The following is a 26053-nucleotide window of genomic DNA, read 5'->3' as shown; positions in this document are numbered from 1 at the left end:
TCATTGATTATCTTGAGGTGGCTGTTCAGTAACTTCCGGTTCAACCAGCGCTTTATCAGTTTCAATTCTTAATTTGGTAATATCGCGCAGCATCTTAAGCGACCGGCTGATATCCGGAAATTCGCTCTTTAATCGAATAATATTCATCCGTTCCAGCTCGCCCACAACCGATTTTGTTTCGTCGTTCATCGTGAAGTTTTCCTTGAGCCAGGCTATTGCATCGGCAATGGCTGCCTTATACAGAACTTCATTTTGTTGAACCAACGCAAGCTTGATCATTTCCAGCTTGACTCTGAATTGTTGCTGGATAAACAGAGCTTCCTCGGGTTCCAGAATAGCCTTGATTTCCCTGTCTGTATGACGAATAGTGACAACGCCTTCGAGTTTTTTCATCGCGAAGGACAACATATTATGTTCATCCTCGCCTGAATCACCATGACTATGAATGTCTGAAGATGGCGTAAACGGTTTGCCGGCATAAGGCATGATCAAAGGCAATTGTCCAACTTTATCTTGCAACATCTGCAGCGCCGAATAAATCCCGACCATATCCGATTCGACAATGGTTTTCAATGCGGCTATATCTTTTGAAATCTGCTCTCTGACCTTGAATACTGCAGCATCTCCGCTTTCGCGTAAACGTTGGTCAGCCGCTTCAAGCGCTTCGGTCGTCGTGGCCAAATCGCCCATGAGCTGCAAACGCTGATTTGCTACACTCAGTAAATATTCGGCATCGGCAATCAACCAATCGCCCCGGGTTTTACCCAGTTGACGCTGAACCTGACGAATCTGATTACCCAGGTCTGTTCTGGCATTATCGAGCTTTTCGGTATGAAGCTCAGAGAAGTCGGACAATGTTTTGTTAAACTGCCCGTCCTTGTTTTTAACATCAGCAACCAGTGTCGCCAATTGCGATTGCAAAGCCGATAATTGGGTTTGATAGCCGCTCAGTTGCTTGCTGAGTTCAATGACCTGCATGTCTCCCTTATCAAGCTCGCCACCCAAGTTTTCCTGTTGGGCGCGCAATTGCATGAAAAAATAATAACCAATCCCCCCGATGCTGATAACGATCAGTACAATTAAGAATCCGAACCAAAGCCCGCTTTTGGATTTGCTTTTTAACAAAACTTTATCGGTATTCTGGTCTTGTTTTTCACTTAACTCAGCCACTGGTATTCCCCATTAATGATCTTTTTTATTTCTTCTAAAATAGCGGTATCAGAGGGGTTTTTTGCCACAACCACGTGAAAAAAACCTATCGCCTGCGCATCTTGCGCCATTCTCTCGCTAACAACAACTAAGGGCAAAATTAATAGCGCTGATTTAAGCTCATCACCAATCATCCGGACCAAATTTTTCAGTCCTTCGGAACTCGTTACTGTAATCACAGCCAATTGCTCTTCTTGCAACATCGTTATCAATGGCTCACGACTCGAATCCGGACAGTCTCTTTGATAAACTTCCAAATAATCAACCGAAGCCCCACGTCTGCGCAATTCGTCTGCCAAGGCTTCACGCCCGCCCACACCACGGATGATTAAAATGCGCTGACCTTTAACGGCCTGCAACTGAGGCATAGCCAACAGCGCTTCTGTGTTGAACCCGCTTTCGGGCACCGTATCAACCACTAGGCCTTGCTTAACCAATGCATCGGCGGTAGACGCCCCTACTGCCGCTATTGGCCTTTTAGTAAAAGCGGCTATTTTGCCATCATTCAGGAGCAGTGCAAAATTTACGGCGTTTACACTGATAAATATCAACCGGTCATAGTCATCAATCCTGGCCAGAATTTGGCTTGCCTGATCACTCTTTTGTGTAGGGACTATGTCCAGAACAGGAAACCGAATGGGCAGAAAACCCGCTTCATACACCAAACTGCACAGCTTTTCAGCCTGATGAACCGGACGTGTTATCAGAATGCCCTGTGAGCGTTTCAAGCCAGCAATTCCCTTAGAATCTCATCGGCGCCATTTGCCAGCAAGTCTTCGGCAATCGCTTTTCCAATTGCCTCGGCCTCTTCGGCAGAACCGGAACGTTCCGCCCTGTATAAAACAGTGCCATCAGGGCTGCCGACCAAGCCCCGCATAGTCAGATGGTTACCCGCCAATTCTGCAAAACCGGCTATCGGCACCTGACATCCACCATTCAGGCGCTTGTTCATGGCTCGCTCGGCGCGAACGCAGATAGTGGTGTCCGGATCATGCAGCGTCTGCAGCAAACGGTTGAGTTCCGCATCGTCAATTCTGCACTCTATGCCAATCGCGCCTTGCCCGATAGCGGGTAAACTCTGCGCAGGGTCAAGACAGGCGGTGATGCGATCCCCCATGCCCAAACGTTTAAGACCGGCTGAAGCCAGAATGATGGCATCGAATTCACCGGCATCCAGTTTAGCCAGCCGGGTATTGACATTGCCCCGTAACGATAAAATCTCCGAGTCCGGAAATTTTTCTTTAATCTGGCACTGACGGCGCAAACTGGATGTACCAATTTTTGCGTTTGACGGCAAATCATCCAGAGAACGAAAGTGATTCGACACAAACGCATCGGTAGGGTCTTCCCGCGTCAAAATTGCAGCCAAATGAAGTCCCTCAGGAAATTCCACAGGCACATCCTTCATGGAATGAACAGCAATATCCGCTATCCCTTCCAGCATGCCCTGCTCCAACTCCTTAACAAAAAGACCTTTTCCACCGACTTTGGCAAGAGGCGCATCCAACAACTTATCGCCCTTGGTAGTCATTTTTACAAACTCAGTTTGTAAACCGGGAAATGCTGCTTTCAAACGTTCGGCAACATGCTCTGCCTGCCATAATGCCAATGGGCTTTTACGGGTCGCTATGCGAATAACCTTTTGTACCAAAACAATACCTTATCTGTTATAAATTTAAACCAAACGAAAGCGCATCTGCCCGGAAAACGTAACGCTAACTTTGTAACTTCCTCGACTGATTTGTTTTTTTGTAATTATTTCAGCTTAGGTTAGGCTGCCTGCTTTTCGCAACCCAACAGTTAACGCTATGGCCTTGAAATATTGGGTTGGCTGTCGCCAACCGCAACCTAAGCGGTGCATCACCTTAATTTTGTTGCTCCGCTGAATAGTTACGTTTTTAAGCTCACAAACAAATGCTATTCTGAAATCATCACATTGTACCCTTTTTAACTCATTTAAAACTTATTCGGTTTAAATTTTATTTCATTAGAAAGTATCGGCAAAGACAGAATTAACTGTTTATATGATAACTTAAGACTGCCTTAACAAAGCAGGGTGAGCTCGTCATAAGAACCGATGAACAATGCTGTTAAATCAGGTAACTGCAAGTCAATATAAATTGAGCGCCGAAGTTTCAAGGCAGAACCGGCTACTAAAATAGCTTTACTTAACTATAATGGCCTCTAATCTATTTACTTTAAAAGAAACGATCAGCCAGTCTCTTCCAATAAAAAACAATGGGTTTTTAATTCGCTCTAATGATTCCTTCTAACGCTTGCCAAATCATGCTGGTCGAGGACGACCCCGGTGATGCTCACCTGATAAGTTCCGCGTTAAGAATGAGCCGGGATATTATATTTGATGTGATCTGGGTAACTCATCTGGCGGAAGCCAAGATAAAACTGGAAAAGCAGCTTCCCCAGGTTCTGTTGCTTGACCTTTCCCTGCCTGACTCTAACAGCATCAAAACAGTGGAGGCCTTATTAAAAGAAGCGCATTCCATTCCCATCATCGTGTTAACCGGTCACGAAAATAATGAATTGGCACTGCAAGCGTTAACATTAGGGGTTCAGGATTACCTGGTTAAGGGTAGCTATGACGGTGAAGCACTGATCCGCTCCATCAGCTATGCCATCAGCCGTAACCAGTTGGAACAACGACTCGCCGAAACCGGCTCCCAATTACGTACGCTGATTAACGCCATGCCCGACATTGTCTGTTTTAAAGACGCTGAAGGACGCTGGCTTGAAGCCAACACTTTTGATCTGAAATTATTTCAACTGGAAAACGTCGATTATCGGGGCAAAAAAGATTCCGAATTAGCCGAATACCAAACTTTTTATAAAGATGCCTTTCTTGCCTGCGAAGCCAGTGATGAAAAGGCCTGGCAATCCGGCGTCATGCTCAGAAGAGAGGAAACCATTCATCGCCCCGGCACTAGCCCACTCATATTCGATATAGTAAAAGTCCCGTTATTTCATGAGGATGGCAGACGCAAAGGCCTGGTGGTGGTCGGCAGGGATATTACCGAAATTAGAAAGGCGGCAGAACGACAAAGACTGGCCACCCGTGTATTTGAAACCACCGGAGAAGCCATTGTCGTATCCGATGCGACACCGAAAATAGTCGCCGTAAACCCTTCGTTTCTGAGTATCACCGGTTTTAAAGAAGAAGATGTCCTGGATAAAGACCCGCTTAAATTTTGCTTTGGCCTGCATTCCAAAGATTTTCTGAGAGGTGTTTTGACCTCACTGATGACCAAAGGGCTATGGAGTGGCGAAATGCTCTGCAGTCGTCTTAACGGTGAAGTTTTCCCTGTTATACAAACTATCAGTACCATTAAGGATGAACTCGGCAACATCACCCATTACACCGCTATATTTTCGGACCTTAGCGACATTAAGCGCGCACAACATACCGCTGAACGTCTCTCATGGTCCGACCCGTTGACGAATCTGGCAAACCGGGCGCAGTTTCTCAAACAAATGGAACAAACGCTGGAACAAGCTTACCAGGACGGTCATTTTGCAAACGTTATTCTTATTGATATCGACCGGTTTAAAAGCATTAATGAAGTAAGAGGAATGGCTATGGGCGATGACCTGCTCAAATCCTTCGCCATGAAGCTTGAGCAATGCATGAACCCTAATGATTTATTAGCTAGACTTGATTCAGACGAATTTGCCATTCTCCAAAAAAATGCATCCTCTGACATAAAGAACGGAATGCGTGAAGCAGCAACCACTTCCGAGAGAATGCGCGCGACACTGCGGGAAGGCATCATCATAAACGGCGAAACCATTTATCTGGACATCTGCATTGGGATCAATTTATTCCCCAAATCATCCACGGAAACTGCCATTGATGTCCTTCGTGAGGCCGATATCGCCTTGAATCAGGCCAAAGCAAAAGGCGAAGGCCAGACTGTCATTTTTGAATCCGCGCTCAGCGAGGCCATCATTGAACGCTTCCAGCTGGAAAATGAATTGCGTCTGGCAATAAGCCTCAATCAACTGAAAGTTTACCTTCAACCACAAGTTAATGCGGCAGGACAACAAGTAGGCGCTGAAGCACTGGTGCGTTGGCCTCATGCCAATCGCGGCATGGTCTTTCCAAATCAGTTCATCCCTTTGGCTGAAGCATCCAACCTGATTATCGCACTTGACCGGTGGGTGCTAACCGAAGTTTGTCAACTGCTGGCAAGACTGGAACAAGAGAACCTGGGCCTGCGCATCTCGGTGAATATCAGCCCCCGCCATTTTGACCAGGCTGATTTTGTTGACAAGGTCCTGCAAATCATGACGTCTGCAGGAGCCAATCCGGCTCTTCTTGTTCTTGAGGTCACCGAAAGCCTGGTTATCAATGATATCAATGAAGTGGCTGAAAAAATGAGTTCATTGACAGCGCTGGGAGTTCACTTTTCAATGGATGATTTCGGCACCGGTTATTCAAGCCTTTCATATCTTAAACGATTACCCATTCAGGAAATCAAAATTGATAAAAGCTTTATTCAGGACATACTGACAAACTCCAGCGATGCGGCTCTGGTTGAAACCATTATTGCGGTCGCCAAGCATCTTAATTTGCGCATTGTCGCCGAGGGCGTGGAAACAAAACATCAGGCTGATTTCCTGAATACGCTAGGTCATGTTGTACACCAAGGTTATTTCTTCGGTCGCCCCGAACCGGTTGATTGCTGGCTGAAAAAATTTAATCGGCTAGAACAATCACTACCATGACAGCCCCAATTTTGCTGAGTCACTCATGTTAAACATTGTAATACTTCCCTTGAAAAAGCAGTTTTCATATGCGGCTGCTATGTTTTGCTAAGCGTTGGCTAAGCAAAAGGGGCAGGATGCACCCGGATAATACTGATTTATCCTTATTATCTTCAGCACCTAAAAACAGGAAAACCAGATCCGGCTATGGGCTGTTGATGCTTTATAGTTTCCTGAGCGTGACATTCACCGGTTCCATTCAAGCGGAGCCAGTAAAGATCGGCGTACTTGCTTTCCGCTCCCAGCAGGGCATGCAGCAACAATGGCAACCGCTGACCAGGATGCTCAAAACCGCCATTCCCGAGCATGACTTTGTCATTGAAGCGCTCTCTCACAATGAACTGGAGATGGCTGTCTTTTCCCGGCAGATTGACTTCATTCTGACAAGTCCGGCTCACTATATACAAATCGCTCATCACATCGGTTTATCTTCGCCGCTGGCAACGCTGATTAACAGTTACGATGACAAAGGACTTGCCGCCTTTGGGGGGGTTATTTTCTCGTTAAAAACCCGGAATGACATTCAACGTTTAGCCGATATTCGCGGAAAAAATGTCGCAGCGGTAGGCCAGGAATCTTTGGGAGGTTACCACTTGCAAATTCATGAGCTGCAAAAAGCCGGTTTAAAAGCGGGCAAAAATTATAAAATCCAGACTACCGGCACTCCGCATGACAAAGTAGTTGAGGCCGTTTTGAGCGGCAAAGCCGATGCCGGTTTTGTCCGGACCGGAGTACTGGAAAGCCTGGCTCAACAAGGCAAGCTGGACATCAACACCATCAGCATTATCAATAACCAGGATTTACCCGACTTTCCCCTCTTCATTTCGACACGTCTGTTTCCTGAATGGCCTTTTGCATCGCTGCCACAAATCGACGAAAAACTGGCGCGACGAGTCACAGCCGCCTTATTCATGCTTAGCGATCACTCGGATGTGAGCCGGTCGATCGGCATTCAAGGCTTTACCGTCCCCGCCGATTATCTGGCCACCAATGAGTTGCTTAGAGAACTTCGAGCACCGCCCTACGAAAACTTGCCCGGATTTACATTAAATGATGTCTGGCGCCGCTATAACACCCAAATCCTGGCCATCCTTTTTACTGCCGCGTGTATTATCGCGCTGGGTATTGCGTTGATCATCGCTAACCGGAGACTGCGCGTTGAACGCAAAAACGTACTACAACAAACAATAAAGCTGCAGGAAAGCGAGGCACTCTGGAAATTCGCACTGGAAGGTGCCGGTGATGGCGTCTGGGACTGGCATATTCCAACCGGACAGGTCTTTTTTTCAAAGCAATGGAAAGCAATGATCGGCTATGCTGAGGATGAATTTGAAAACACGTTTGACTCCTGGAAAGATCATTTACACCCGGACGATAGTGATAGAGTGCTTGCCACAGTACACAATTATTTTGAAAAAAATCTGCCACTTTACACGACAGAATTCCGGATACGCAGCAAGAACGGAGAATGGCATTGGATTCTTTCGCGTGGCATGGTTGTGAGTTATTCTGAGTCGAACGAACCCTTGAGAATGATCGGCACACACACAGATATTAATGAACGAAAACAGGCGGAATTTGACCTTCGAAAATCTAATGCCGATCTTGAACAGTTTGCTTACAGCGTATCGCATGATTTGCGGCAACCGCTAAGAATGGTAACCGGTCATCTGCAATTAGTGGAAAAACACCTGGATGCCGTTCTGAATAATGACGATAGGGAAAACATGAACTTTGCGTTACAAGGCGCAAAGAGGATGGATGCGATGATTGTGTCCTTACTCGAGTATTCGCGTGTCGGCCGTAAATCCGCCCCCAAAAGCAAGCACCCCAGCCAAACTGCCCTGGATAATGCCCTGTTTTTTCTGGTGCCTGCCCGTCAGGAGGCTCATGCGGAAATCACTATTAGCGGAGAATGGCCCGAAATTATCGCCAGCCAGGATGAGATGACGCGCTTGTTTCTTAATTTGACGAGTAATGCAATCAAATATCGCAACAAAGAACAGCCGCCCATCATTCATATCCATGGCCACATGGAAAATACTATCTGGCGAGTCACTATAAGCGATAACGGGATTGGCATTATTCCCAGTCAGATCCCCCGTTTATTTCAATTTTTCAGCCGTTTGCAATCCCGGGCAAAATTTGAGGGAACAGGAATGGGTCTGGCATTATGCCGAAAAATTGTCGAACACCACGAAGGCCGGATTTGGGCAGAATCGGAAGGTGAAGGCAAAGGCAGCCGGTTTATTTTTGAAATACCGGTAAAAACCAGTGAGACAGCGTAACCCTATTATCCTGAAACTTAGAGCCTTCGCATGACGTTAACCCCAAACAGACCCGGTCTTTCCCGTAGAGGATTTATCATTCAGCTAAGCGCTTTGGGTTTTTTACCGCTGTTTTCAGGATGTGAAGCAGTATTCAGCAAACCGCTATCCATAGCCGCTCACGCCTGGCCCGGATACGAGTTTATGTTTTTAGCGATGCGGGAAAACTGGCTGGATAAAAACCAGGTGAATCTGATTGAAACGCGTTCTGCAACCGACTCGTTACAAAAGCTGAAAGCGGGACAAGTCGATGGAGCAGCGCTGACGATGGATGAAATATTGACGGCCAGATCCGAAGGAGTGGCTATTTCGATCGTATCGATTTTTAATATATCCGCCGGGGCTGACATGCTGTTGGCGCTTCCCGGCATTAACCGTCTCTCCGATATCAAAGGCAAGCGAATCGGGGTGGAAGAAAGTTCAGTTTCCAGCCTGATTCTCCACAAGGCATTGGAAGCAGCCGGTTTGTCATCAAACGATATCATCAAACTACCGTTAACAATCGCAGACCACCTTGACGCCTGGAAAAATAACCAGGTTGATGCAATAGTGACTTACGAACCGGTAGCCAGCCAATTGCTTGCCGATGGAGCAGTAAAGCTGTTTGATAGCCGGTTAACACCCAATTTGATTGTGGATGCCTTGGCGGTAAGAACTGACCGGCTGAATGTGAGCTACAGGCAGGCAATCATGCATCTCATTGAAGCCCATTTTAAAGGCCTTTATCATCTCAACACCAATCCACAAGACGCTTCTTACCGCATGGCCAAACATCTGAATCTGCCCCCCGAAAATATACTCAATGCCTATAAGGGTCTTGTATTACCCGATCTGAAAAGCAACCACCGTTTATTATCCGGCAATAAGCCCGTCCTGCTTGAAAGCGCCGGTCGTCTGAACACGGTGTTGCTTCAAACCGGAAAAATCAATCGTAGCGATTCACTGAATAACCTGATTGATTCTAGCTTTCTGCCCACAATCCTCTAAAATTCCAATGAACGGTATCGTGAGAGCAGGTTTGCAAAACAAAACAATACCTGATTACATATAAGCTTCAGTCTATTTAAAGTCCGAAGGTAACTACTTGCCCGCTTTTAATTAAGGGGGTAGGTGCTTGATTTCAAAGGACGCATCTATACGTCCCTGTAGCTCTCTGCAACATCCCTGTTGCAGAAGCCTTTTCGATCAACCACCTACACCCACTAAAATTGGAGGGGGTGAGCAAATACGTCCGAAGACAGGTGGGAACTCTGAGTCAAATCAAATTGGCCGAAGGTTCTAAATAATCAAGAAACAATAAGAGTGACAACCCCGTATGATAAATAGCTATAAAACATTTCAACTGATAGCTGCAATAAGCCGTCCGTTATGAGCGCTTACAATTCACTTAATTTCAGGATATTACTGATAGAGGATGAGCCTGCCGAGGCTAATCTGGTCAAGATGGCGCTGAAAGAAAATAACATTCAGTGTAACCTACACCATGTGACTGACGGACTGGAAGCGCTGGAATATCTTAGGAACGGCAACCCTGAAAATGCCGGATATCAGCTACCCGATATCATTCTGCTGGATGTCAATATGCCGCGTATGAACGGACAGGCGTTTTTGACTGAAATCAAATCGGATCACAACCTGTCATATATCCCAGTGATCGTCTTTTCTTCCGCCGATTCGGAAAGTGAAATTACCACATCCTACCAACTGGGCGCGGTGAGTCATATCATTAAACCGACCGACATGGCTGCTTTCATCGATACGTTCAGAATAATCGACGCCTATTGGTTTAAGCTTACCCGCTTACCCGTCAGCAAGCCTTATTTAGATCGTGTTTCAATTGAATAAAGGCGGCACACTCGGTTTAAGTCTGATCAGCAGCGACATTTTGATTCAAAAAGTTTTTCAACTCGGGAAGACACGAACCGCACCCTGTCCCCGCGCTTAAACGCCGACCAATCTCTTCAACAGTTTCCAACCCAAATGTTTTGACCGCTTTGGCAATCGATTTTTCGCCCACGTTAAAACACGAACAGACAATACGTCCACAATCCTCACCCCCCATGGGCGGCAGTCCGCTAAGCAAGCGCAAACGTTCGGGTCGACTTAGCGCATCTTGAGCAAACAACGTTGCCAGCCAGGCGGGTTCCGGCAACACCGGTGTGGACGAGATAAACAAACAGCATTCCAGCCGATTATCAATGACTAAGGCGCTGCGGTAGGCACCCAACTCAGGGTCGCTGTATTCCAGCCAGTCATTATTTTCAGCCGGTTTTGACACGATTGTCTCTAGCCATTGCCGCCAATGCGGAGGTTGCGTGACATCCGCCAATTCATACCGGCTAAAGCCATTTCCCTTGATTTTGACCACGTATTCAATATCAGGGATCATCAACGGTGTGCGCGACAAAATCATCCCATACCACTGCGCGTGATAACGAGTGACAGCTACCGGCGTTTGCTTGCTTTCCGGCTGCCCTGAGCACGGATCAACAACCGGATTGACCAACGCCCCAACTCTGCCCCGGCTGCTGAGTTGAGCCGTCCAATGCATAGGCACAAACACGCTGCCGGGCTGCTGGCCTTCGGTTGTTACAACCCGGGCCATCATGCTGCCCCAAAAGCTTTCCAGCACGGCCAGATCCTGCGTTTTAAGGTTATATTCGGCCGCATCTGCGGGATGAATTTCAACAAAAGGTTCCGGTTTATGTGCATTAAGTCTGGCCGACAAACCGGTACGGGTCATCGTATGCCACTGATCACGCAAGCGTCCGGTATTCAACGTCAACGGGTATTGCCCGTTTGGCGCATTGACCGGAGGACGCGGTTGAATGGCGATAAACTGCGCTTTTTTTGACGCCGTATAAAACTGACCATCGCCAAAGAGCCGCGCCGTTCCGTAGCGAGCCTTGTCTGTAACAGGCCATTGCAACGGCTGTAATTGGTCAAATTCATGCTGTTTAATCCCGGCGAACGAGGAAATATTAAAATCGCGCTTGAGACCTGACGCATCATTTTCAAACCCGGACAAGGCCGCATGTTCTCGAAATATATCGGCGCTGGTCCGGTAATTGAACGCTTCCCGGTAACCCATTCGGCCAGCTACCTGACTGATAATCCACCAATCCGGCTTGGCCATGCCGGAGGCCTGAAACAAAGGCCTTTGCCTGGAAATACGGCGCTCCATATTGGTGACCGTACCGTCTTTTTCGCTCCAGCCCAAGGCCGGCAATTTGATATGTGCCAGATCAATCGTGTCCGTCGCTTCGATACAATCGGAAACAATCACCAGCTCGCATTTTTTCAATGCCGCTTGGATTTTATCGGCATTGGGCAGCGTCACAACCGGATTGGTCGCAATTATCCAGACTGCTTTAACGCTGCCGTCATAAATTGCATCGAACAGTTCCACCGCTTTCAAACCCGGTCGTGTCGCAACACGATCGCTACCCCAAAACCGGCTAACCAGATCAACCTGTTCAGAGTTATCCAGTTCCATGTGTGCGGCCAAGGTATTGGCAAGACCGCCCACTTCCCTGCCGCCCATTGCATTCGGCTGACCGGTAAATGAAAAAGGTCCCATGCCGGGCTGGCCTATTTTGCCGGTTGCCAGATGGCAGTTGATAATCGCATTGCATTTGTCAGAACCGGAACCGGATTGATTGATGCCTTGAGAGTAAACCGTCACAACATTGCGAGTCCCGGAAAACCAGTTGAAAAACTGTTCAACAGCCGCTGCCGTCAAGCCGCAACCTTCGGCCACTGCAGCTATTGTCGGGGCACTGGCTATTGCCGCGGCCAAAGCCGAATCAAAACCTTCGGTATGGGCTTTTATATAGTCGTTATCCAAAGCATCGGTCTGTGCCAGAAAGCTCATCAAGCCATTAAACAACAGTCCGTCCATGCCTGGCTTAACCGCCAAATGCAGATCTGCACTGTCGCACGTAGCCGTCCTCCGCGGATCGATAACCACTATTTTTAATGCCGGATTTTTTTCCCTCGCTTTACGGATGCGCTGGAATATAACAGGATGGCACCAGGCGGTATTTGATCCGGTCAATACGATTAAGCCGGCCAGTTCCAGATCTTCATAATTACAGGGAACCGCATCCGCCCCAAAAGCCCGCTTATAGCCAGCAACGGCTGAGGACATGCAAAGCCTGGAATTGGTATCGATATTTGCGGAACCGATAAACCCTTTCATTAATTTATTAGCGACATAATAATCTTCGGTCAGCAGCTGGCCGGAAACATAAAAAGCCACAGCATCAGGGCCGTAATCTCGAATAATGCGGGTCAATCCATCGGCAACCCCATCCAGCGCCGTATCCCAGTCACAGCGCTCACCCCTAACTTCCGGATACAGTAGCCGGTTTTCCAGCGAAACCGTATCACCCAACGCCGCGCCTTTCGAGCACAGTTTCCCGAAGTTGGCCGGATGTTCCGGATCGCCTTGCACGGTCACCCGATGAGCGAGAGGGTCATCGACAGTTGCAATGATGCCGCAGCCGACCCCGCAGTAGGGACACGTCGTTTTAATCTTGGTCTTTATCATGGCAACAGCTTATGCAGCGGCGGATAAGGGCGTTTGTCCAAAAATCAGGCAGTCACGCAAGGATGAAATATCAGTTTTATTCTTCAGTAAATCCAGATACCAGGCCGAATCGGCCGTGTCGCCGTACAACAACACACCGGCAATCGAGCTGTTTTTTACGGTTATTTTTTTGTAAATGTTTAAGGCCGGATCAATAAATACAATCTGTTCGGCACCGGCTTCACCGGTAAAATCGCCTGCCGAAAACAAATCGATACCCGTCACTTTCAGACGTGTCGCAGGCTGCAGGCTTTGGTACACCGGCGCTTTTTTATGCGCCAAATGCTGCGCGCACACTTTGGCTTGCTCGTAAACCGGTGCGACCAGCCCGAACAGTTCGCCGCGATGCTGAACGCACTCGCCCACAGAATAAATAGCAGGATCACTGGTACGCAAACTGTCATCGACCACAATACCTTGTTCACAGTGCAAGCCGATGTGCCGGGCAAGCGTCATATTGGGCAGAATACCGGTCGCCATTATCAGCAGATCAGCTTGAAGCACGGATCCGTCGCTGAGTTCAACCTGGCTGATATGACCTTGATCGCTGGCAATATTTTTAATCGTGCAGCCTAATTTAAAGCTAAGCCCTTTGCTTTCCAGTTGTTTCTTCAACATGCTACCGGCCTGATCATCGAGCTGCCGGTTCAGCAAATGCCCGGCGCGATTGACGACGGTAACGTTCATGCCGCGTTGCTGCAAGCCATTGGATGCTTCAAGACCCAATAAACCGCCACCCAGGACCACGGCATGCTGACTGGTTTCGGATTTTTTGATCATGGCCTCGACATCGGCAATTTCCCGGAAACTCATGACGCCGTCGGCATCGCGCCCCGGAATGGGCAAAATCAGCGGTACAGAGCCTGTCGCAATCAATAATTTATCGTAATAAGCCTGCGTTCCGTCCTTGGCAAGAACTCTCTGTTTTTCCCTATCGACATCGATAACCGTTTTATCCGGACCGCAATAAAGCGTAATGCCGTGCTTATGATACCAGGCAAAATCGTGAATCATGATTTCATCGATTCGCTTCTCGCCAAACAATACCGGTGTCAATAATATCCGATTGTAATTGCCGTGCGGTTCAGCTCCGAAGACAGTAATGTCATAGAGTGCAGGTGCCGCTTCGATTAACGCTTCAACGGTACGCATGCCAGCCATACCGTTACCTATCACCACCAGTTTCTGTTTCATTGTTTCTCCGGAAATCAAGTCTATCTCGTTGCGACGCGGACATCGCTTCAACTCATTTCGCCAATGAAGCGAGGAGAAATGAGCTGATTTCAACACGTCACACCCTGATTTTGCCTGGCTGCATCCCGATTACGAATTAAAATGCAATATTGCCTTGCAGCCAGATTTTTTGAGTGTCGTTCTGCGCAAATAGCGGGGCATTGTCATCCGCAACGTAGTAAGCGTATTTGGCCAATAAGGAATAATGTTTACCGAACGCCTTGGTGATCTGAAAATCGTATTCATCGCCGAAATCAACGTTACCGGTGTCATCGCTTAATTTGTGATAGACGAACATCAAATTGGCCGTCATAACGGTGCTGGCCAGCGTAAAGTTGACATCGCGAATACCGGTGCCCGGCGTGACCAAAAACCGGTCTGCCCAGCCTTGAAAGGCATGGTTGGTTCCTAGCGGCGTTTGAAAGGCCCCTCTTCCTGCCGGGGTCGTGATACTGCCGGAACCATCGAGCTGCTCCATGGCCGCTTTTGCAGTTAAGCCAAACATCGTCAAGCCGCCCATCAGGTTATAACGATCGGCTGCATAGCTGGTGGGATTATTCTCGTAATCGGTCTGATAGCTGTATTCGGCAATATAATGCAGCGTTAACATGTCGTTAACCTTGGGAGAACCTAGCGTCCGGATGCCGTAGGTTTGACTTGAACGTCCGAATAACGCGGTATCCTCTTCATACTTCAACCAATACCCGTAGGCGATGGCATTACCCAAATTACCCAAGCTGTAATTCACGTTGACAAAAGGCAGTTCGGTCTTGTCATAAAGCGACGTGATCGTTTGAACCCCGTCAATGTAACCGGCTTTAATCGTCAAATCGGCAATGGACGTATTGGTCAACATGACAGCATCGTAAGTCATTTCCATCTGTCGCCAGCCGACGTTGCCGATAAAGCGGTCATCATCGATTTTGATACGCTGCCTACCGCCTTTAATCAAGGTATCCGGTATGCCTTTAAAGCTGATCCAGAGTTGGTTAAGCTCGTGTTTATCGGCCGGATCGGCAACAATATGGTAGTCCCTGTCTCCTGAGGTCACACCGTTATAATCGTTTTGCGCTGCATAAAGATTTTCGTATTCGGCAAAACCCTGAAACCCAAAGAAATCAGGGGTTAAGTAACCCAAACGCAAACGGAAGGTATTGGCATGTGCCGGTTCGGGCGCAGTGCTTTCGGTATCGGCATATTCATAGCGGTAATTCAGGTCGAAAGTCACCTGACCGTACTTGCCGTCTTTTTGACCCAATTTCAACGCGTTTTCGATAGCTTCGTCGATGCCCGTTGCATGCGCGCTGGCCGTAGTAAGTGCCAGCAGCGTCGCTGCGTAAACGGCAGTTCTGCTGAAGCGGGCCTGCCTGTTCATTGTATTTGTTGAAAACATTGATATCCCCTTTATATATTGAATGCTTATTCGTATCTGCTCACCCCCTTCAATTTTATGGGGCGAGTAGTCATGCCTATTCATGCCCAAGCATTGTATTGGGTCAATGCGTGTACTCGCAGTCAGCCAGAAAAGTCAGCAAACTCTCCCGATATTGGTAGTAATCCGGATGGTCGAGTAACGCTTTTCTGGTTCGCGGCCTGGGTAAATCGATGGTTTCAATCTTGCCGATTTTGGCATGGGGACCGTTAGTCATCATCACAACTCGATCGGCTAAAAGAATGGCCTCATCCACATCATGAGTCACGACAATCGCGGTCACATGGGTTCTTTCCCACACTTCCATCAACACTTCTTGCAACTCCCATCGGGTCAACGAGTCCAGCATGCCGAACGGTTCATCCAGTAACAATAATTTGGGGGAAAGCGCAAAGGCTCTGGCAATTCCGACTCGCTGGCGCATGCCGTTGGACATTTCGGCTGCTTTTTTATGCAGAGCCCCCGCTAAACCCACGCGGGTCAGGTAATATTCAACAATGTCGTCGCGCTCGCTTTGTGACGCATGCGGATAGACTTTATCGACACCCAGACTGACGTTTTCAAACGCGGTCAACCAGGGAAACAAACTGGGTGCCTGGAATACCACTCCGCGATCGGGTCCTGCTCCGTCAATTTCCTTATTGTCCAGAACAATACCGCCTTCAGAAATACCGGTAAGTCCGGCCGTCATCGACAACACGGTGGATTTTCCGCATCCGGAATGCCCGATGATTGAAATGAATTCGCCTTTTTTCATCATCAGATCGAAGCCGTCAACCACCTTGACCGAACTGTTACCATTCGGAGTCGGGTAGACTTTGGACAATTTGGAAAACTCCAGATAGCGCGGTTTTTCTTTATCGTCCAGCTTGGGTTTTAGCGCCGAATGATCGAGCTTCCAATCATTGCTGGTATTGGGCCTGACATCGGGAAGAACGACTTTATCCTGCCCGGTGTCTTGTGTTTGGGCGATGCCGATCTGCATCAGATAGCGGGTGATTTCAGCCCGCAATTTTTTAAATTCAGGGTTATGATTCAGCTCGGTTCTGTCCCTGGGACGCTCAAGTCCGACCCGGAACTCGGGTCCGAAGGTAGCCCCGGGACCTGGATTCAATGGGATTACCCGGTCAGCCATATAAATCGCTTCATCGACATCGTTGGTAATTAAAATGACGGTTTTTTTCTCCTGTTCCCAAATCTTCAGAATTTCGTCCTGAAGCTTGCCTCTCGTCAACGCATCTAATGCACTCAGTGGCTCATCCAGCAACAAAATTTCAGGATTGGCCGCCAAAGCCCGTGCGACATTAACCCGTTGACGCATCCCACCGGACAATTCGGCCGGCTTTTTGTCCATCGCCGCACCCAGATTAACCATTCGAATATACTTTTCGGTCTGCGCTTTGCGTTGCGCGGCAGGCCAATGCTTATAAACCTGATCAACCGCCAAAGCGACATTGTCGAACACCGTCAGCCAAGGCATCAGCGAATAATTCTGAAACACCACGCCGCGATCCGGCCCCGGTGAGTTGACCGGTAACCCGGACTTCAGGATTTGCCCTTGATCGGGATGAATCAATCCTGCGATCATCGAAATCAAGGTCGTCTTACCGCTGCCGGAAAAGCCGACGATAGCGATAAACTCGCCATCCTCGATACTGAGATTGATATCTTTTAATACCGAGGTTTTGTTATGTCCTTCACCATAAGATTTGGCAATTTGTTTTAATTGAATCGCCGGTTGAATGTGTTGACTGATCACCGGATTAACCACTGGCAACCGGCCCTCAACATCGACACTGCGTAAAACTGCTGACATGACGACTCCCTATTAAATTTGGCGGCCGAAGGAAAATGCATTTTGCAATGATTGCATGACGCGATCCAGAATGAAGCCGATTATGCCGATCGTAAATACCGCAACCATGATGCGGCCCAAAGAATTGGAGCTGCCGTTTTGAAACTCGTCCCAGACAAATTTGCCCAGTCCCGGATTTTGAGCCAGCATTTCCGCAGCAATTAACACCATCCAGCCCACACCCAGCGATAAGCGCATACCGGTAAAGATGTAGGGCAGCGCGGAAGGCAGAATGATTTTTCTGATTTGCGTACCCCAGTTTAGCTTTAACACTTTTCCGACATTGACCAGATCACTGTCAATCGATGAGACACCCACGGTCGTATTGATCAGCGTCGGCCAGAGTGAACATAAAGTCACAGTAATCGCCGATGTCAAAAATGCCTTTTCGAACCAGGAGTCGTCATTACTGACATAAAGAGCACTGACTACGAGCGTCACAATCGGCAACCAGGCCAATGGAGAAACCGGCTTAAAAATTTGTATCAACGGGTTCAATCCGGTTCTGACGACTGGATTCATGCCGCATAGAATACCAACCGGAACAGCAACAATAGTGGCAATTGAAAAACCGACAAAGACGGTATAAAGACTGGTAAAAATCTGATCGAAGTAAGTCGGTTTTCCCGTATAGCTGCGCACTCGGGTGTCGGCGTCAGGATTACTGGCCCGTTTTTGCTCATTGCTTAAACGTTGGCGTTCATAGAAGCGGGTTGCTTTCTCACGTTCGGTGTAATGGTCCTGCAACAGTGTTCCCGCTTCATGCCAAACCGCACTCGGCCCCGGAATGGCGCCCAAGCTGGTATGAATCCGGGCTGCCGTTACGCTCCAAAGCCCCAAAAAAACGATGAAAGCAAGCAATGGTACCCCTATCATCTGCAAAATCTGCCTGAATTGATGGGCAGGATTTTCTCCGGAGCATAATTTTACAAAAGGGACAAACCAGGTCAGTCCGGTTATCGTAAAAAACTTGATTAACTTATTGCTCATTTTTCTTGCCTCTTGAAGCGACATCCAAACCCAGGCTCAAAACCGTTATTGCCTCAAACCCGGGTTGTGTGTAATTACTCAACAATTTTTCCATCGACCACTTTTTGTTTGGCTTTCAACCCGATCGGGAATTTCGTCAGGTATTCATTAGGTTTGGTCCCGTCATAAACAATACCGTCGATAAATTCTGTTTGTGGCGGCTTGAAACCGGTTTCACTACCGGAAGGAAAATCGCCGGGCTTGGCCTTTCCTTCGGCGATTAATTCTTTAGCCGCAGCCATGTAAATATCAGGGCGATAAACCTGTTTGGCAATTTCCATATACCAATCGTCGGACTTATATTCGTTGATTTGACCCCAGCGGCGCATTTGAGTGAGATACCAAATTGCATCGCTGTAATAGGGATAAGTTGCGTTATAGCGAAAAAACACATTGAAATCGGGCAAGGAGCGTTTGTCGCCTTTTTCATATTCGAAAGTTCCGGTCATACTGTTAGCGATAACGCTGTAATCGGCACCGACATACTTGCTGTCTGATAGAATCTTAACGGCTTCCGGACGGTTTTTATTGTTCTCCGCATCAAGCCACATCGCTGCCCTGATCAAAGCTTTGACCACCGCCAAATGAGTGTTCGGGTATTTATCGGCCCAGGTTTTGCTGACACCGAATACTTTTTCCGGATTGTTTTTCCAGATTTCATAATCAGTGACAACCGGTACACCTATACCTTTAAATACGGCTTGCTGATTCCAGGGTTCGCCGACGCAATAACCGGAAATGGTTCCGGCTTCCAGCGTCGAGGGCATTTGCGGTGGCGGCGTAACCGACAACAAAGCATCCGCATTAATTTGACCGTTGGTATCTTGAGGTGGCGCATAGAAGCCCGGCTTAATGCCCCCTGCGGCCAACCAATACCTTAATTCATAGTTATGCGTCGATACCGGAAAGACCATACCCATATTAAAAGCCTTGCCTTCAGCTTTGTATTTGTCGATAACGGGTTTTAATGCGTCGGCTTTAATCGGGTGAACAGGTTTGCCATCCGTCATGGGAACATGGGGTTTCATTTGCTGCCAGATCTCGTTTGAGACAGTCACTGCGTTGCCATTTAGATCCATACTGAAAGCCGTAACGACTTCAGCTTTCGTACCAAAACCGATGGTGGCTCCCAAAGGCTGGCCGGCCAGCATATGGGCCCCGTCCAATTCGCCGTTGATAACCCGGTCTAAAAGCACTTTCCAGTTGGCCTGTGCCTCGATCTGAACAAAAAGCCCTTCTTCTTCAAAAAAGCCCTTTTCATAGGCAATCGCCAACGGTGCCATATCGGTCAGTTTGATAAACCCGAATTTGAGGTCTTCTTTTTCTATACCTTCAACAGCCTGGGTTACCGGTGAAAACGTCAATACCGAAAGAGACAGTGAAGCGGTCAGAACTGTAAGCCATCGCTTGGAAAGGTGATTTTTGAACTGTTTCATAAGAAATTCCGAAAATGTGGCATAAAAAAAGGCGTCTACATGCGAGAGAGGTGGGAAACCTCGCACGATAGACGCCTTTGTCTTGTTTGCTCGACAGTGAGCTTGATTAAGACCCCAGCACTGGGGGATTTACACTTGACTATGCAAACCTGTTGCCAACTTTCATTTAATCGCTAATTTAAAAATTATTAACTCATAAAAACATAGAGTTAAACAGTTTATAAAAACAGCTTGGCGAACAGTGACGGCTGATTTAATGGCCTCTGTTTAGTGCATAAATTCAAAATTAAAGCAAAAACCGGCACCAATTTTGTGCACACAGGGTTTATCCAAGACGGTCCCAAAAACCATCATTCTCAACTTTTAGCGTAACTACTCGCCCGCTTTGAATTAAGGGTGTAGGTGCTTGATTTCAAAGGACGCATCAATACGTCCCTGTAGCTCTCTGCAACATCCCTGTTGCAGAAGCCTTTTCAATCAACCACCTACATCCACTAAAATTGGAGGGGGTGAGCAGATACCTTTTTAACGTTACACTGAATTTGACCTACTCTCTTAGAAGCGTTATTTGAGGCCATTCGTCTCGTTTAAACGCCGTAACCATTAACAAATCAAGTCAATGCTCTATACTAAAAATCACATTTTCATTGCGATGTGCAGCAACTACCTGATACGCAGGAATCTGGTCCAACCCACAGAGCAGGAATGACAAGACTTAATCCCCCCCGGCATAACCACATCGTCCACTCTGCAATCGAAAATTCGAATTTATGGGATTCAATGAAGGAAAACGATGTTTAGCCTAAACAAGTTGAAATTCAACTATAAAATTGCCTTAATCTCCTTATTGCCCCTTACGGGTTTGCTGTTGATGTCGTCATTTGTGATGGTCCGGCAAATTGATGATATGCAATCGGCCGAGAAGATTATTGCGCTGGCGAATTTATCGGTGTATGTCAGTGATCTGGTCCATGAGTTACAAAAAGAACGCGGGATGTCGGCTGGCCATTTGGGCAGCCGCGGGCAAAAATTTAAAACCGAACTGGTTCAACAGCGCGAAACCACCGATGCCCGTATCAAAAAGTTGAATCAGTTTCTTAGCGGATTCGATGCTAAGCTCAGCCGCGAAATTGCCGCAGGCATGGATAGTGCTGAAAGCCAAATAGCCAGACTCAATCAAATCCGCCGCGGTGTCAGCGCTTTAACCGCTTCCGGAGAGGCCACCCTCGCTTATTATTCAGGAGTCAATGCCGCATATCTGGATATCATCGCGCAACTGCCGCAGTTCAGCACCAATGTTCACATTAACCATAAGCTGGATGCCTACGCCAATTTTCTCAAAGGCAAGGAACAAGCCGGCATAGAGCGCGCTGTTTTAACCAATACGTTTACACGGGACGCATTTGGCCTCGGCATGTATGAAAGACTGGTCAGCTTGATTGCTTTCCAGGATACCTATTTAGACTTGTTTGCCACTGTAGCATCCGCCGAATATAAAGATTTTTTCCAGCGCACCTTGTCCGGCAAGACGGTAGAAGAAACGGCCGCAATGCGGCGTAAAGCCTTGGACAAAGCTGAAAAAGGCGGATTTGGCGTCGATGCGAGCCACTGGTTTGCGATGCAGACCGGCAAAATTGATCTATTGAAAGAGGTGGAAAACTTCATCGCCACCGATGCTATGGCGACTTCAGCCGGCATTCAGCAGGTCGCCACCCGCCAATTGATGTTTAACGGCATTTTCATTTTACTAATCGGCGGATTATCACTCAGCCTGTTCTGGATAATCAGCAAAGACATTGCCAAGCAACTGGGGGGAGAACCTCAAATGGTCAGTGCCATGACGGCGAAAATCACTGCGGGCCAACTGGACCGGCGCACCGATGAACACGCGTCGCAACATTCCGGCATATTTGCAGCGATGCTCACCATGCAAAAACGCCTGGCAGATGTCATCGACACTCTCCGTACATGTTCAGAACATATTGCCCAAGCATCCCAGGAAGTCAACAATGCGGCTCAAACATTAAGTCAAAGTACCTGCGAACAAGCGGCCAGCATCGAACAAACCAGGGCCGCACTGGAGCAACTGACCGGCACTGTTGAAAACAATCATGAAAACGCGCAAATCACCGAAAAGGCTGCGATTGGTGCAGCAGCAATAGCAATCGATGGAGGGCAAGCAGTGAATGATACAGTCGCGGCAATGGAAAAAATTGCTGACAAAATCAGTTTGATTGAAGAAATCGCCTATCAAACCAATTTGTTATCGCTGAATGCCTCGATTGTCGCTGCTAAAGCAGGTGAACATGGCGCCAGTTTTAGCGTGGTGGCTACCGAGGTTCGTAAGCTGTCAACGCGCAGCCAGGAAACCGCCAACGAAATCAGCACGCTCGCGAATAATGGCTTAGCCATCGCCAAAAGAGCCGGAAATCTGTTGAATGAAGTGCTGCCTAACATTCAGAAAACGGCCGGCCTAGTGCAGGAAATTGCAACCGCATCTGATGAACAAGCCACAGGCGTCCGGCAAATCAGTCAAGCCATCCTGCAACTGGATGGTGTCATTCAACAAAATGCCGCCGCATCCGAACAATTAGCCGCCACATCAGAGGAACTTAAGGATCAAAGCCAGTTATTGATGGCGCAAATTGGATTTTTTAAGTTGCAGTAAGTTTTACAAATCATGCACTTAAACCCCTCGTCTATTTACACTGCAAACAGTGCTCATGAAAGAAAAACCAGCCATTGATTCCCTGCTTCGCAGAGTCCATCTTCCTCTGTTGCTTCTGGTGATCACACTGATTCTGGCAGTATCGTTATATTTTCGTATCAACTCGGTCCGTCATCATTATTTGGAATTAACGACCGTCGGGGCACGCAATATTTTTCAGATAATCGTTCTGACCCGGCAATGGAATGCCGAACACCAAGGACTCTATGCTTTTGTAACCGCCGACACGCAACCCAATAACTATCTGGAACATCCAGACCGAGATTTGGAGCTGGCTGACAAGCGCCTGTTGACCATGATCAATCCGGCCTATATGACCCGACAGATTGCCGAACTGGCCATGGAGGATGAACAGCTGCATCTGCATCTGCATATCACCAGCTTAAAGCCCATCAGACCTGAAAGCGGACCGGACGAATGGGAAGCCTTAGCGCTAAAAGAATTCGCGGAGGGTAAATCTGAAAAGTTCAGTATCGAAAACATCAATGATCAAAGTTACTTGCGTTATATGGCCCCTTTAGCCGTCAAGAAACCGTGCCTGGCCTGTCACGAAAAGCAAGGCTATAAACTGGGTGACATGCGAGGAGGCATTAGCGTCAGCATGCCCTATAAGGCCATTGAGCAGGCAACGCAAAAAGAAATTAAGGCTACCGTGATCCATCACGGCTTGTATTATGCTCTGCTGGTCACAATCAGCTGGGTCCTGATCGAATTACTGGCTCGCCGATGGCGCAGTCTGGACGACACGATTGCGTCATTGGAAGCCACTCGTAATGGATTGGTTGCCACTGAGAAAATGGCTTCGTTGGGGCGTCTGACCGCCTGTTTCGCGCATGAATTGAACACACCCGTAGGTGTGGCCGTTGGCGCCATCAGCCACAGCGACGAAATCATTAAAACACTGCGACACTTACTGACCAAAGACGAAGTCAGCGAAACAGAGTTTTCTACCCAGATGGATTATCTGGGCGAAAGCCATCATTTGGCTTTAGCCAATTTACGCCGCGCCGCAGATTTGGTACAGCGTTTTAAACGCACATCAATTGACCGCGGTTCAGAGCAAAAACGCGAGTTTCTGCTGGCAGAACTGATACAGGATGTATTGACCACGCTACGCAATATCCTGAAAAAAACCACTATTAAAGTCGATATCGACTGCGATCCTGAGCTCAAATTGTACGGAGCGCCCGGTTTACTGGAACAGATATTCACCAACCTGATTACCAACAGTATCACTCACGGTTTCGATGAAGGCCAGCGCACCGGACGCATTCTGATCAAAGCCTTTAAAAACCCTGACGGGCAACTAATCATTGACTACCAGGACGATGGTGCAGGAATGAACGACGAGGTTTGCCGTCAGGCTTTCGAACCTTTTTTCACAACCAAACGGGACCGCGGCGGTTCCGGCTTGGGACTTTATATAATCTATACTTTTGTTACTCTTCAATTGGCCGGTACAATTCATATCAAGTCAACGCCCGGCCTGGGTTCTCATATTCACATTGAATGTCCGATAGAAAACCCGCCCAACCAAGGAAACCGTTATGAAGCTAATCCGTCGCTCAAACCCTGACCCAAGCGAAGATAACAGCGGTCATAACCAGCCTCCCGACAGCGAAACGGGGCGGTATTTCTGGAAGATTCTGATTGTCGATGACGAATTGGATATCCGCACGTTGACGCGCATCAGTCTGCGTGACTTTACGTTTGCCAATCGTTCTATTGAATTTATCGAAGCCGGTTCGGCGCAGGAAGCGCTGGACCAACTGACAAAACATGACGATATCGCCATGGCATTAATTGATGTAGTGATGGAGACCGATGATGCCGGACTGAAACTGGTTGATCATATTCGATATCAGCTTAATAACGACATGATCCGGATCGTTATCCGCACCGGCCAGCCCGGAATAGCCCCGGAACGTTATGTCATTGATCATTACGACATAGACGATTACAAAGATAAAACCGAACTGACGGCATCGCGGCTATACACGACGGTTCGCTCAGCATTAAAAGCCTTTCGTGACCTGCAAACTATTAACACCAATCGTCTCGGTTTAGAGTGCGTATTAAATGCCACACCGGCTATCTATAATCTGGGCCATAGCCATTTATCCAATTTTTTTAACGGTATGTTGACCCAGGTAATCGGACTTTGCAGACTCTCGCCCACCACCTATATGGGTTCATTGGAAGGCGTCATCACGACCATCAATAATGATGAAATCAAGATCAGAGCCTACACCGATCATTTTGTCGATAACCCGCGTTTTGATGAAATCCATCAGCAATGCGTCAACAGAATTCTTTACGATCAACCGATAACGCAATTACGCGACAAAGCGGAAGTCCTTCCGTTAAGCATAGCCGGCAAGCCGGTCGGCTATATCTATGTTGAACCTATCGAGGCTTTATCCCAGATTGACCGCAGCCTGATTACTATCTTTGCCCGCCAATGTTCGCAAGCCCTGGAAAATTTCGAACTGCACAGCACTATACTCAATTCATTTGAAAGCGCAATTGACATGCTGGCTGAAGTAGCCGAATACAAAGACAAAGCGACCGGCGGACATGTCAATCGGCTTGATCATTACACTCATGCGACCGCGCTAGCCATGAATGTTGATAAAAATGAAGCCTGTTGCTACGGCAAAGCGAGCCGTCTGCATGATGTGGGAAAAGTCGGGATTCCTGATTATATTCTGTCAAAACCCGGCAAGTTGACGACGGAAGAATTTGAAATCATCAAAACACATACTACACTGGGGGCCAATATTCTGGGTCACGATACGGCCTTTGATCTGGCGCGGCAAATAGCCTTGTTTCACCATGAACGCTGGGATGGCAGAGGTTATCCGCAAGGCCTGATGTCTTCGGGATTACCGCTTGCTGCCCGGATTGTTTCAGTCGCGGACGTATTTGACGCAATGATAAGCTGGAGGCCTTACAAACAGCCGTGGAGCACCCAGGACGCGAGAGAAAACATCGCCTCCGGAGCCGGAACACAATTTGACCCCGCCGTAGTCGCCGCTTTTTTAAACGTATTGGATAATGGAGGATTCGATCAAACGATTGAGAATGCCGTCAAAACCATCGAGTGAGGCGTCCCTTCATCCTGACAGTCATTATGCCGTTAAGTTAAGGCCATTCCAATCAATTGATAGGCACAATTGTAGGAGCAAGCCATGCCTGCGATCTAAGGTGGTTCAATCGCGGGAATGGCCCGTTCCTCCAAATTAAAAGGTATTGAGGATCAGGCGATAGGCGTAACCCGGAAAATCGACCCTTGAAAACAACCCATTCGATTTTATTGGAACTATTCCTGAGTCTCAAACTAGACGAGTCATGCTATGTCATTCCATCTCCCACTTTTTTTTGTATTTCCCTAGCCTTATCAAAGTGACTCATGTTCACGCTTAATCTTAAAC

16 protein-coding genes are annotated in these 26053 nt (G+C 47.8%); 7 read left to right on the top strand and 9 right to left on the bottom strand.

The annotated features are described in order from the left end of the window. From GO003_RS11235 to hemC, 3 genes are read right to left on the bottom strand one after another with little or no spacing between them, the layout of a single operon-like run. A complete protein-coding gene (locus GO003_RS11235) occupies positions 1-1170 on the bottom strand; it encodes a uroporphyrinogen-III C-methyltransferase (protein ID WP_159655083.1) in 1170 nt (389 codons plus the stop codon). Then, entirely contained in the window at positions 1158-1937 is a 780-nt protein-coding gene (locus GO003_RS11230) for a uroporphyrinogen-III synthase (protein ID WP_159655081.1), read from the bottom strand. The genes GO003_RS11235 and GO003_RS11230 overlap by 13 nt, the downstream gene beginning before the upstream one ends. Continuing rightward, entirely contained in the window at positions 1934-2860 is a 927-nt protein-coding gene (gene hemC / locus GO003_RS11225; RefSeq protein WP_159655079.1) for a hydroxymethylbilane synthase, read from the bottom strand. The genes GO003_RS11230 and hemC overlap by 4 nt, the downstream gene beginning before the upstream one ends. A 608-nt stretch (positions 2861-3468) precedes the next feature. On the opposite strand from hemC, the gene GO003_RS11220 reads away from it, so the two are divergent. The 4 genes from GO003_RS11220 to GO003_RS11205 all read left to right on the top strand — a co-directional run bounded on the left by GO003_RS11220 (position 3469) and on the right by GO003_RS11205 (position 10160). Then, positions 3469-5949 carry an EAL domain-containing protein gene (locus GO003_RS11220; protein WP_231088947.1) on the top strand — a complete coding sequence of 827 codons (2481 nt, stop codon included), beginning with the start codon at positions 3469-3471 and terminating at the stop codon, positions 5947-5949. A gap of 197 nt (positions 5950-6146) precedes the next feature. After that, positions 6147-8276, top strand: a complete 2130-nt coding sequence (locus GO003_RS11215; protein WP_159655077.1) for a PhnD/SsuA/transferrin family substrate-binding protein — start codon at positions 6147-6149, stop codon at positions 8274-8276. Between the two features lie 30 nt (positions 8277-8306). Then, on the top strand, positions 8307-9302 hold the full coding sequence (locus GO003_RS11210; RefSeq protein ID WP_159655075.1) for an ABC transporter substrate-binding protein: 996 nt from the start codon (positions 8307-8309) through the stop codon (positions 9300-9302). Positions 9303-9683: 381 nt separating this feature from the next. Further along, positions 9684-10160 (top strand): response regulator, encoded by a 477-nt coding sequence (locus GO003_RS11205; RefSeq protein WP_159655073.1) that lies wholly within the window; start codon positions 9684-9686, stop codon positions 10158-10160. Positions 10161-10176: 16 nt separating this feature from the next. Here the strand turns inward: GO003_RS11205 and GO003_RS11200 are convergent, their stop codons facing one another. The 6 genes from GO003_RS11200 to GO003_RS11175 form a co-directional block, all read right to left on the bottom strand. Next, positions 10177-12867: a nitrate reductase gene (locus GO003_RS11200; RefSeq protein ID WP_159655071.1), complete on the bottom strand. Its 2691-nt coding sequence runs from the start codon at positions 12865-12867 to the stop codon at positions 10177-10179. 9 nt (positions 12868-12876) lie between these two features. Continuing rightward, positions 12877-14100 (bottom strand): NAD(P)/FAD-dependent oxidoreductase, encoded by a 1224-nt coding sequence (locus GO003_RS11195; RefSeq protein WP_159655069.1) that lies wholly within the window; start codon positions 14098-14100, stop codon positions 12877-12879. 136 nt (positions 14101-14236) lie between these two features. Continuing rightward, positions 14237-15532, bottom strand: coding sequence for an alginate export family protein (locus GO003_RS11190; RefSeq protein WP_159655067.1), 1296 nt, complete (start codon positions 15530-15532; stop codon positions 14237-14239). 103 nt (positions 15533-15635) lie between these two features. Continuing rightward, positions 15636-17387, bottom strand: coding sequence for an ABC transporter ATP-binding protein (locus GO003_RS11185; protein ID WP_159655065.1), 1752 nt, complete (start codon positions 17385-17387; stop codon positions 15636-15638). A gap of 12 nt (positions 17388-17399) precedes the next feature. Beyond that, the gene (locus GO003_RS11180; protein ID WP_159655063.1) at positions 17400-18416 is read right to left on the bottom strand and encodes an ABC transporter permease; all 1017 of its coding nucleotides are present in this window, start codon (positions 18414-18416) and stop codon (positions 17400-17402) included. Positions 18417-18490: 74 nt separating this feature from the next. Further along, positions 18491-19891 (bottom strand): CmpA/NrtA family ABC transporter substrate-binding protein, encoded by a 1401-nt coding sequence (locus GO003_RS11175; RefSeq protein WP_159655061.1) that lies wholly within the window; start codon positions 19889-19891, stop codon positions 18491-18493. A gap of 793 nt (positions 19892-20684) precedes the next feature. Between GO003_RS11175 and GO003_RS11170 the strand changes: the two genes are divergently transcribed. Genes GO003_RS11170 through GO003_RS11160 form a run of 3 tightly spaced genes read left to right on the top strand, consistent with a single transcriptional unit; the run spans position 20685 to position 25726 of the window. Further along, positions 20685-22559, top strand: coding sequence for a methyl-accepting chemotaxis protein (locus GO003_RS11170; RefSeq protein WP_159655059.1), 1875 nt, complete (start codon positions 20685-20687; stop codon positions 22557-22559). Between the two features lie 55 nt (positions 22560-22614). Next, positions 22615-24195, top strand: coding sequence for an ATP-binding protein (locus tag GO003_RS11165; protein ID WP_159655057.1), 1581 nt, complete (start codon positions 22615-22617; stop codon positions 24193-24195). Next, entirely contained in the window at positions 24167-25726 is a 1560-nt protein-coding gene (locus GO003_RS11160; protein ID WP_159655055.1) for an HD domain-containing phosphohydrolase, read from the top strand. Before GO003_RS11165 ends, GO003_RS11160 begins: the two co-directional genes overlap by 29 nt. The last annotated feature ends 327 nt before the right edge of the window (positions 25727-26053 follow it).

Source organism: Methylicorpusculum oleiharenae (assembly GCF_009828925.2).
Lineage (GTDB): Bacteria > Pseudomonadota > Gammaproteobacteria > Methylococcales > Methylomonadaceae > Methylicorpusculum > Methylicorpusculum oleiharenae.
This window is presented reverse-complemented; position numbering and strand designations above follow the sequence as displayed.